Genomic DNA, 11,878 nt, shown 5'->3' with positions numbered 1-11,878 from the left:
CGGGAATGACGGGATCGGATTGCAGGTGTAGCAAACACAAGGCGCGCGGCGCCAGCAACGGGAAGGGTCGATGACATGAACAATCTTTGCTATCGCGTGGTCTTCAACGACAGTGTCGGTGCCTGGGTGGCCGTGGCCGAGAACGTGGCAGCCCGTGGCAAGCGTTCGCGTGGCAAGGCGCGGCGCGTGGCATCGATTGTGCTGACGGTCAGCGTGGCGGGCATGTCGTTGCCGGCGGCCAACGCGGCGCCTCTGCCTGTCGAAGCCAGCGGTACGCGTGCGGTGACCAACGTGGGCATCAGCAGCGTGACAACTTCGGGCAACACCATGACGGTGACCCAGAGCACCGCGACAGCGATCAAGAACTGGGACTCGTTCAACATCGACAAGGGCTACAAGGTCGACTTCAAGCAGCCCGATGCCAACTCGCGTGTCCTCAACCGCATCTGGGACGCCAACCCTTCTGTCATCAACGGCCAGATCACCGCCAACGGCCAGGTCTACCTCGTCAACCGCAACGGCATTCTGTTCGGCAAGGACTCGCAGGTCGATGTCGGTGGGCTCGTGGCCTCGGCACTGAACATCCGCACGGATGTCTTCACCAAGGGCTTTCTCAGCACGCAGGGCAAGGAAGCGGCCTTCTACTACGCCGGCAAGATGGAGAAGGATGCGGATGGCAAATGGGTCGTGACCGATCTTGATACGCCTGCCGCGTCGGTCGACGCTGGCAGTGCGCCCACTGTGCGTAACGAGGGCCGCATCAAGGCCGCTGAAGGCGGCACGGTGATGCTGTTCGCGCCGCGCGTCGAGAACGCGGGACGCATCGAGTCCACCAGCGGGCAAGTCGTGCTGGCTGCCGGGGCCAAGGTCTATCTGGCCGAGAGCCGTGACACCAATTTGCGCGGCGTGCTGGTCGAGGTCGATCCGTTCGCTGGCGCCGACAAGTCGCTCAGCACGGTGAGCAACACGGGCCTCAAGGAGGCCATGCAGGGGATCATCGCCAACCGCGGCAACATCACGCTGGCGGCCATGGCGGTGAACAACGATGGCTTGCTGCAGGTGAGCACTGCCAAGGCCGAGAACGGGTCGATCTACTTGCAGGGGCGTTCGGGCTGGACGACGCGCGAGACCTTCGACGCGGCGGGTGGCTATGTGGAGCAGAAAGCCACCCAGGGTGGCGAGGTTGTTCTGGGTGGCAACAGCCGTCTGGAGTCCGGTGTCGAGAGCATTACCGAGAGCGAGGTCAAGGCGCGTGCTGCGGCACAGTTCGTGCCCGACCCCAGCGAGAGCGAGGCGGTGCAGAAGTCTCGCCTGAGCGCACTCGAAGACCTCATCCGCAAGCAGTACACGGTGACGGCAACTGACACATTCAAGACCACGCAGGTGAAGATCGACGGGCGTACCGTGCTGATGCAGTCCGGTTCCAGCATTGTCACGCCGGGTGGCAGCGTGGAAGTGAGTGCGGCCGGACAGCGCGCCTACACCGGATTGGCGAATCAGCAGCAGAAGGACGCAGAGTCCTTCCACACAACGACCGTGGCCGATGCCGGCGCACGTATCGTGATGGCCAAGGATGCTGTCATCGACGTGTCGGGCTACAAGGATGTGCAGGTCGATGGCGCCACACGCAACCAGGTCAGCGCGACGCTGGTGTCCAACGAGCTCAAGGATGCGCCGTTGCAGCGCAGTGGTGTGCTGTACCGCGAGACCGTGCAGTACAACCTGCTGGATGCGCCGACGGGCAAGCTGGCCGTAGCGGATACCTCAGGCGTCGTGGCAAGCCGGGCGACCAGCTTGCAGGAGCGCGCGGCGACAGGTGGTGCGGTGAGCTTCCAGTCTGCGGGCGACGTGGTGCTGGGTGCAGGGTCGAAGGTGGATGTCTCGGGCGGAGCGGTTGAGGTCAGCGGCGCCACGATTGCCACGACGCAGCTCTTGATGGGCAACAAGCGCGTCGATATCACCAAGGCCAGTGCGGATGTCGTCTATGACGGGATCGCGACCACCGAGCGCTACGTGGCCGCCTACACCGAGGGCAAGAATGCCGGCAGCGTGACAGTGAATGCGCGTGGTCACACCGTGCTGGACGGTGCGCTGGTGGCGAAGACGCAGGCCGGCACCTATCAGGGCACCCCCGCCACCGCACCGAAGGGCGGCACATTCATTCTCGGCAACTCCCTCGTGCCGCAGCCCGATCTGCGCATCGGATCAGGCGCCAGCACACTAAGCCCCGACTTCTGGAAAGACGCACTCAAGTCCGTTGTCAGCAGCGACAGCTACAACCGCGTGTCGGCCAACGCCTTGTCTGCCGGGGGCTTCCAGTCCGTCACGCTGTATGGGCAGAACATCACGGTCGAGTCGGGCAGCCCGCTTGCGCTGAGATCGGGCAGCAGCCTGAGCTTGCGCGCAGTTGGCGGTGACGTGGACATCCAGGATGACGTGCGTGGTGCAGGCCTCGCTTTCGATGCCCAGGCGGACCAAGCGGGCTCGTCTGGTGGTTCCGTGCGCCTCGCTGCCGGCAAGCGCATCGACGCGACCGGGCTCTGGATCAATGACTACGACAGTGCGCGCAACGGCGCAGGCGTCTTCAGCGGTACGCAGCAGCTCGATGGCGGCTCGATCCGGCTGGCGGCGAGTCGCTTCGGCAGTTTGCAGTTGGGCGATGGCAGCAGCCTCGACGTGTCGGGTGGCGCGAAACTGGGCACCACTGGCACGGTCAGTCTTGGCAATGCGGGCAGCATTGCGCTGGCCGGCGGCAGCGTCTCGATGAGCAAGGCCAGCCTGCGCGGCGAAGCGATGGCATACGGCACCTCGCGCGGCAAGGGTGGCAGCCTGTCGATCAGCGCGGCCGGTATCCGCATCAACGAGGCGGCCGTGAATGCAGCTGACCTGGTGCTGGGCACCCAGCTGTTCACGGAGGGCGGCTTCTCGAAATTTGCGCTGACCGCCACCGACTTCAATGCGGGCATTGGTGCCGGCACCCAGCTTGACCTGACGCGCAACGTGCGCATGCTTCAGGGGGACTTCCGCTCGGTGGCTACTGGGGCTGCGGTCAGCAAGCTGGGCGCGGTGAAGAGGCTCGACAGCAATCTGAAGGATGGTGCAAGTTTCAGTCTTGTCGCGAGTTTCGCCGACAAGGACAGTCTCGTTGCTGGGCTGGTCGAGCGTGGCGTTGTGACGGTGGGTGACGGTGCCAGTATCAATGCCGGCAACGGCGGCAACATCAGTCTGAGCGCACGTCGCCAACTCACCCTGGGTGGCGAGCTCAAGGCACAGGGCGGCAGCGTCCGCCTGACGATGAGTCAGCCGGCCACTTCAGGTGACGACCCCGGTTATGTGGCTGATCAGTCCATTTTCCTCAAAGACAGTGCGCGCATCGATGTGTCGGGCACGGCTATCGTGACGACCAACGCGGCAGGTCTGCGCCAGGGTGAAGTACTCGATGGCGGTAGCGTGACCCTGGATGCGCAGAAGGGCGCCATCGTTGCGCAGCAGGGCGCAAAGATCAATCTCGACGGCAGCAGCGCAACGCTGGACAACGCCACGACGCGTGCGGCCTTCAACGTGGCCAGCAATGCGGGTAGCGTGAACATCAGCTCATCCACTGGTATTGCGTTCGGGGCACTGACGACCGCGAAGGGTGGTGGTGCGAATGCGGCCGGTGGCAGCATCAGTGTGAATCTCTCCGCTGAGTACGACGGTGATCATGCCGCGACGGTGGCGCGCACCCTCACCGTCGGCGAGAACCTGCTGCAGTCCGGCAGCAGTCTCGCAACACAGCTGCAGGCTGCGACGCCCGGGACATCGCTGACAACGCTGTTCGAGGGCAAGCCGCAAGGCTGGGTCGATGCGGCGAGCCTGCGTACGGCGGGCTTCGACAAGGTCTCGCTGAAGAGTGACGACACGTTGCGGTTTGCCGGCAAGGTGGCATTGAGCGCTGCGCGTGAGGTGTCGCTGGCTGGCAAGATCGACGTGTCGTCGGCCGACGTGAAGATCAATACCAGTCACGCGAGTCTTGGCTGGTTGGGGCATTCCAAGAGCAACAAGCTGGCTTCGGATTTCGTGTTCTCTCCCGTGCTGGGCGCGGGCAGCCTCACTGTTGATGCCGGTCTGATCGATCTATATGGCGGCACCATGATCAGCGGTGCCGCTGAAACCACCCTGCGCAGCAAGGGTGATGTGCGTTTGAGTGGCACAGACCGCAGTGTGGGGACGAGTGGCATCGTTGTGGACCCGAACTACAGCACGGGCAACCTCGCCGTGGCGGGCAATCTCAACATCCAGGCCGCGCAGGTTTACGCCACGACGCTCAGCAATTTCAGCGTCAATGTGGCGCCGGGCGGCACGCTCAACATCAGTGGCACAGGCGTTACACCTCAGGTGCCGATGTCGGCCGGCAGCCGTCTCTCGCTTGAGGCCGACACCATCAACCAGGGCGGCGTATTGCGTGCGCCATTCGGCAGCATCGATCTGTCGGCCCGCAAGACACTCAATCTGCAGGATGGCAGTCTGACCTCTGCATCCGGTGAGGGCGCGACGATTCCCTTCGGCACGCTCGTCAATGGTACGGACTGGACAATACAACCGGATGGCGGGACGGCCCGCGTCATCACGAGTGCACCGACACCGTCGGTCGCTTTGCGTGGCCCCACGGTCGAGCAGTCTTCGAAAGCGAAGGTCGACGTATCCGGTGGTGGCGACCTGCAAGCGCTGGAGTTCGTCGCAGGTTCTGGTGGCTCGACCAATGTGCTCGCGCAGGCCAACACCTACGCCATCATTCCCGGTTACAGCAGTGCCTATGCGCCAGCGGATGCCGGCTTTGATCGGCAGGCCGGCACGCAGATCACGCTGAGCGCTTCGGCAGGGGTGCCGGCTGGCACCTACACCTTGCTGCCCGCGCGCTATGCCATGCTGCCCGGCGCCTACAAGGTGACGCTGGTGAGCGGTTATCAGGACGCGGCCAGCAGCCTGCAGATCAATCAGGCGCTGGGCGGCACGGTCGTGTCGGCACGCTTGTCGGTGGCGGGCACAGCCGTCAGCGATTCGCGTACGACGGGTGTGCTGGTCGAATCGCGCGAGGTCACGCAGAAGCGATCCGAGTTCACCGAAGCGCGCGCTTCCACATTCTTTGCGCAGCAAGCGGCAAAGAATGGCACGTCCCTGCAACAGGCGACGCAGGATGGCGGCCAGCTGATCGTCGCGGCGACCGACAGCATCAAGCTGGGCGGCATCATCGCCATGGAAGGTATCAAGGATGCCGACGGCAAGAGGCGTCGCAACGGCATGCTCGATATCAGCCTGCTGGCCAGCACACTGGGGTCAGACGGCAAGCCGACCGCTGACATCGTCGTCGGCAACAGCACGGTGACGCCAGCCAGCGGTGTGAAGACCTTGAAGGTCAACGAAGCGGATATCGCCAGGGTCGGTGCCGAGAGCATCATGATCGGCGGCGAACGCAAGGTCGACAGCAGCGGCAGCGCGCTGACGGTGACGGCGCGAGGCGTGCGCTACAACGGCGCGACGGGCCTGGCCGATGCCGCGGGCACCAAACCTGCGGAAGTCATTCTGGCAGCCACAAACAAGCTGACCGTCGAAGCCGGTTCGGTGATCGAGTCCGCACCGGCTGACACGACGCGCCCTGCCATGCGCAACACGACGGTGGTTGGCGACGGTGCCCTGTTGCGCGTGGCGGCCGACAACAACGTTGTGACCCGCACCGGCGCCAAGGGCGAGCAGGGCACGCTGATCGTGCAGGACAACGTGCAATTGAAGGGCGCCTCGGTGCAGGCCGATGCCACACTGGACAGTCAGCTCGCCAAGAACAGCGCCGCGACGGCAGGCGCCTTCACGCTGGGCGCGAAAGCGCTCACCCTTGGTGGTAGCGGCAGCACGACCGAGGGCACACGCCTGACCGACACCTTGCTGAGCAGTGTGGCGGGCAGTGCGGACAAGCTGACGCTGCGCAGCTACGGCGGCATCGCTTTCGACGAGAGCTTCTCGCTCGGCGCGACAACGCCGGTCAAGCAGCTGACCCTCGATGCGGCAAGCCTGGACTGGAAGGGTGCGGGGGCTGGCAGTGTGCAGATCACGGGCACGCAGCTGACGCTGACCAACACCACGGGCAACACGGCGACCGCAACGTCAGGCAGCGGTAGCCTGCAGCTCAACGCCGTGGGCAACAGTGCCGATGGCAGCGACGCCGGTACGCTGAAGATCGGCAGCGGCAACATGGCCCTGCGTGGTTTCGGTGATACGACACTGGCGGCTTCGCGTGGTGTGGTGCTGGCGGGAACGGGAACGACTTCGGCGGCAGGGCCGCTGACGGTGACGGCTCCCGTCGTCACCGTCGAAAGCGGTACCCGCAAGACTCTGAAGACTGATGGCGCGCTGACACTCGCATCGGGCGGCACAGCCAGCGACGCGCTGGCGGCCGGTGCAGGTGGCACCCTGGTGCTGGAAGGCAGCACGGCCACGGTGGCGACGCAACTCGTCAGCCGCAGCGGCAGCATCGGCGTCAAGGCCTCGACGGGTGATGTCACGGTCAAGGCGACGGGCAGCATCGACGTGTCGAGCCGTGAGACGAACTTTGATGGCAGCACGCAGGCGACCAATGCCGGAAGCATCGTGCTGGAGTCAGGCGCAGGCAATGTGGTGACCGAGACCGGCTCGGTGCTGGACCTGCGTGGTCGTGGCACGGCGGATGCCGGCAGCCTGACCCTGAATGCTGCCAAGGGCACGGTGCAACTGGCAGGCAGCCAGCTCGCCAGCGTGTCGGACGAAGGCAAGGCCGCCGGTGCGACGGGTGGCAAGCTCAGCGTGGATGTGGGCTCGCTCGCCAGCCTCGACGATCTCGTGAAGAAGACGACCAGCTTTGAAGAGCAATGGCAGCTGCGCTTGCGTCAGGGCGACCTGCAGTTGTCCGCAGGCAATACGCTCAAGTCACACAACATCGGCTTGTACGCTGATGCAGGCAACATCCGCATTGGCGGCACGCTGGACGCCTCGGGGCCGTCGGGTGGACGCATCGATCTCGCTGCCCGTTGCGCGCTCGTTGACGGTATTCAGCAGGGTGGCCAGATCGTGCTGGAGAAGAGTGCGGTGCTCAAAGCGCTGGCGACCAGTGCGGGAGGGCGTGGTGGTGATGTGACCCTGAGCGTGTCTGGCGACGATGCGGCCAACACGAAGATCGAGTTCGAGGCGGGTAGTCTGATCGACGTGCGCGGCAATGGCGGGGGGGCGGACGGCAGCGTGACGCTGAACCTGCCCCGCACCACGGATCTGGCGGCGTATAACCCGGTGGTCGGTACGACGGCTGTCGTGGGTGAGGCTTCGGTGTTCACGACGCCGCTGACGGTGACGACGGCCGAGCTGATCCCGGTCAATGCAACTGCCACGGGAGTTCTGGCAACTGCAGGTACGGTAAGCGCCGCTTTTGTGGTCGCTGATGCATCGATTGCTGGTGACGCGTCGACCTGGGCAACGAACGGCACGGTGACTGTGGATTTCGTGGCTCTGGTGAACAACACCCTGAGTGGGGGACGCACAAGCTTCTCGCTCAATGGCAGTGCGCCGATACCGATCAAGAGCAGTGCAGCGAGCAACGCTGCTGCCAATACGCTACGTGCTGGCGGTAGCTATCGACTGAGCTTCCGCAAGGATGGTGGCGGCGCAACGTACTGGCTCATTGAGTCCAGCATTACGCCTGTCAATGCTGCAGGGGTCACCTTGTTGCCTGTGTCTTCGAGCGGCTTCACAGGGCTGGATGGACAGATCGTCTACTTCACACCATCCAGTGACAACTTCGGTGGCAAGGCAGTGAATCAGCTCGCCGGGGGCGTGAAGCTGAAAACCAGCGCGCTTGGGGTTACGACCTTGCTGTTGGCCGACAACGGCACCCTGGGGACAGGAGCGCTGGACGCGGGCACTTCTTACGCTGCCCGTTACGACAAGACAGCCAATCGTTTCTATCTGCTCAGCACTGTCGGCGAGCACGATACGTATCGGGTGACCAGTAGCGCGGTTGCCGGAACGCCCGATAGCAGTGTCGGTATCCGTTTCACACCGACGGTTACGAACGCCACTGGCAACGTCGAACTGCAGATCAACGAACTTGCAGGTGGCCGTCTGTATGCAGCGGATGGCGTTACTCCCGTCTCGGCGGGCAGCCTGATTGCTGGCACGACCTACACGGCGAGCCGTTTGCCCGACGGTACGGGTTACGCCTTGCGGCCCAACAACTATGGGCAGGTGGCGGTCAGCAAGGCTGGCAGCGTCTCGCAGGTAGCGTTCTCCGTCAGCGACACCTCGTCATTAAGCGGTGTCAGCAGCCTGAAGCTGACAATCAATGGCGGATCTGCCGTCACGCTGCTGGATGCAAACGGGGTTGCGATGACGCCTTCTGCGCTGGTTGCTGGCAAGACCTATGTGGCGAGTCAGCAAACGGATGGCAGTTATCGCCTGCTCGACGAGAGCGCCTGGGCCAATACCGTGCCTGTGGTGAACAATGGCGTCGTGCTGGCGGGGGCGCCGACCGTCACGCTAAATGCTTTCAAGGCTTACGACATCAGCACTGTGGATGCTGCTGCGTTGAGCAAGGCACAGGCAGACAACAAGGCCTTCGATACATGGTTGCCGGTGATCCAGGGCGGTCTGGGATCGCTCGACAACGGCAAACTGAGCGTGCGACCCGGCGTCGAGTTCCGTTCGGTTGGCAACATGACGCTGGGCTCCGACATCAACCTCGCGTCAAGTACGGGCGGAGCGCCTAGCTGGCGTTACAGCGGCGACGTGGCAGGTAGCCTGCTGTTGCGCGCAGGTGGCGCGCTGCAACTCAACGGCAGCATCAATGACGGTTTTGCTTCGGCCACCGACGTGATGCCGACTGACAAGCAGAATGGCTGGAATGTGGGACTTGTGGCAGGTGCGGACCTGTCGGCAGCGAACGCCTTTGCCGTGACGCAAGGTGGCGGCAAGGATCTGGTTGTCACGAAGCTGGTGCGTACTGGTACGGGCGACATTCGTCTTGCCGCAGGCGGCAATATTGATCTGTCTTCTGCGACAGCAACGGTCTACTCGGCCGGCCGGCGCGCAGGTGCTGCCGATGGTGAGATGGCGCTTTCCAGCGCTACCAACAAGGTCTGGCTGGCGCAGGATGGTGGCAGCGTGCGGTTCGACGCCAGTGGGGATGTCGTCGGGAGGGCAATCGGCAGCTCGCCGACAGACTGGCTGTGGCGCGCCAACGCAGCCAGGGCCAGCACCGACAAGGCTGCCGCAACGGCCGTGCGTCATGACTATTTCAACTGGACGCTGGGGGCATTGGGTGGTGGCGCTGTGTCGGTGACGGCGGGTGGCTCGGTGCGTGACCTTAGCGTCGCACTGCCGCGCCAGAGCCGTTTTGTTTTCGGTGCGGATGGCAAGCCGACGGGCGTGACAGCGCTGACGCGTGGCAACCTCAGCGTGCAGGCCGGCGAAGACATCCGTGGTGGCAGCTATCTCGTCGAGCAAGGCACTGCCACGTTGTCTGCTGCCGGTGCTGTGACAGCAGGGACGTCCGGCATCCGTCTGTACGCGGCAGATACGCGCGTTGCGGTGAATGCGGGCTCTGGTCTGACGGTTGCTTCGGTGCAGAACGCGGCGGCATTGAAGCAGTCGATCAACAACACGGTCGTGGGGCTGGGCTATACCGCTGCCTGGCTGGACTACAGCGCGAACAGCAGCCTCGCGCTCAAGTCGGCATCCGGCTCGGTGACACTGACGGGTGGGGATTTCGGCTCCAACGACAACGAGAAAGGCTCGGTCCTGCCGGGCACACTGAAGGCTGTTGCGCTGGGGGGTAATGTTTCGCTGGGGACGGGCGCCTACGAACTGCGCATGTACCCGGCTGCGCAGGGGCAGCTCGAAGTGTTCGCCGAGAAAGATGTGCCCATGGCAAATGTCAGCATGGTGGACGCCAACCCGGCGCAGTTGAATAGCGTGATCAATCCTTCGACGAGCAGCACTGCGGTGGTTTCCAGCGCCTTGGGGCGCGCAGCGACGACCTTCTCCGATAACGGCGAGACCCGCTACGGCGCACGCAACACAAGCTCGACGCTGAACGGTTCCCTGCATGATGGAGATGCCCAGTCGGCGAAGATCGTGGCGCGCACGGGGGATGTGACGGGACGCTTCATCATCGCCAAGCCAGTGGAAGTCAGCGCCGGGCGCGATGTCACTAATCTCTCGCTGATTGCGCAGAACATCACCGGTGCTGACGTGACCAGCGTCACTGCCGGTCGCGACATCCGTTACACGATGAACGATTGGAACAGCTATGCCGGCACCGGGTCCTTGCCGCCCACGGCAGAAGCCGCGATTACCGTATTCGGCCCGGGTCTGCTGGAGGTGACGTCCGGTCGCAGCATCGAGCTGGCCAATTCGGCCGGCATCGTCAGCAAGGGACCGGGCGTCAACAGCTACCTGCCTGACACCGGGGCCTCGATCCGCGTGGTGGCGGGCAAGCCGAGCAGCATCGATGCGGCGAAGTTTGCCGAGACGTATCTGGATGCGGGCAGTACGCCGGCCTTTCTTGCCCTGGGCAAGGACGAGCAGATCACCTACGCGACCGCGCTGTTGCGCGAACGCTTCATCTCGACCTATCTCGTCGCGGATAGCGCCTATCTCGCGCAATGGCAGGCCTATGCGGCAGAGCGTGGGCTCAGTGCCGATCTGACGACACCGAGCGCAGCACAGCAGCGTGCGTTCGACCGCTTCCGCTACCAGGTGCTGTGGGCCGAACTGAGCGCCAGTGGGCGTGATGGCTCGGCGATTGCCGCAGACGCCAAGGCGAATCCCGGCAAGTACGGTGCAGCCGACCTGACGCCGGAGAAGCTCTACGGCCGCGGTTACAAGGCGCTGGACCTGATGGCGCTGGGTGACAGCTTCGGCTTCAACAGCAGTGTGCGCATGCTGTTCAGCCAGATCCGCACGCAGTCGGGCGGCAATGTTGATGTGCTGGTGCCGGGCGGCTCTCTGGACGTGGGGCCGACCCAGGCCATGGCAGGCTTCCCCCAGGAGTTCAGCGCCAGCAGCGACGCCGCAGCCGTGAAGCTTGCACGCGAGAAGTTCAAGCTCTGGAACAGCAAGCTGGGCCTGGTGGCCAACCAGGGCGATTCGCACGTCTTTGCGCGCGACGCGATCAACGTGAACACCTCGCGCTGGTTCGCCATTGACGGTGGCGACCTGCTGGGCTGGACCAACTACGGCGACATCGATGCCGGAAAGGGTGCGCGTTCTGCAGTATCGGGTTCGTCTCAGCGTCTCGACGTCGACAAGCTCACTGGCAAGGTGACCCTTGTCGATGGCGGGGCGTCGAGCGGCTCGGGTATCGCCACCATCTTCAACAAGCCAATCATCACGGGTGGCGCGGTGGGGCTGTATGCGACACGTGGTGCGGTGGATGCGGGTGAGGCTGGTATACGCGCGGCGGGCGACCTGACGCTGACGGCGACCGTGCGCGGTGCGGACTTCATCCTCGCCGTGGGCACCGGCGGCGGCAGTACGGCGACGCCCGCTGCACCGGCCATTGCGACGCCAGCGGCGACGAATGCGTCGGACAGCAAGTCGGCGACCGAAGCCGGGACGGCCGCCGGCGAAAAACCGCGCGAGAGGAGTTCGATCCTGACGGTTGAAGTGGTGGCGGCCGACGATGATGCGCCGGCCGCAGGCAAGGCTGAGTGTGGCAACACGGCTGGCAAGCAGAAGAGCGCGGAGTGTAGCGGCGACGGCAAGGCGCGCTGACAGGCAGACAGCGGTATGCAGGGCCTGGGGAGCTGATCGCCAGGCCCTTTTTTATTGCAATCCTGTTTCATGCAAATCAGATCAAATGGTCCGTTTGGCGCAGTCG

General features: G+C 64.2%; 1 protein-coding gene. It reads left to right on the top strand.

Annotated features, from left to right (window positions below):
• Positions 1–75: 75 nt before the first annotated feature.
• Complete coding sequence (locus ABEA02_RS08015) at positions 76–11,772, top strand: two-partner secretion domain-containing protein (protein ID WP_345532371.1); 11,697 nt, start codon at positions 76–78, stop codon at positions 11,770–11,772.
• The last annotated feature ends 106 nt before the right edge of the window (positions 11,773–11,878 follow it).

Source organism: Viridibacterium curvum, assembly GCF_039544165.1.
In the GTDB taxonomy this organism is placed as follows: Bacteria; Pseudomonadota; Gammaproteobacteria; order Burkholderiales; family Rhodocyclaceae; genus Viridibacterium; species Viridibacterium curvum.
Note: the sequence above shows the minus strand (reverse complement) of the source record. Positions and strands in the feature narration are given on the sequence as shown.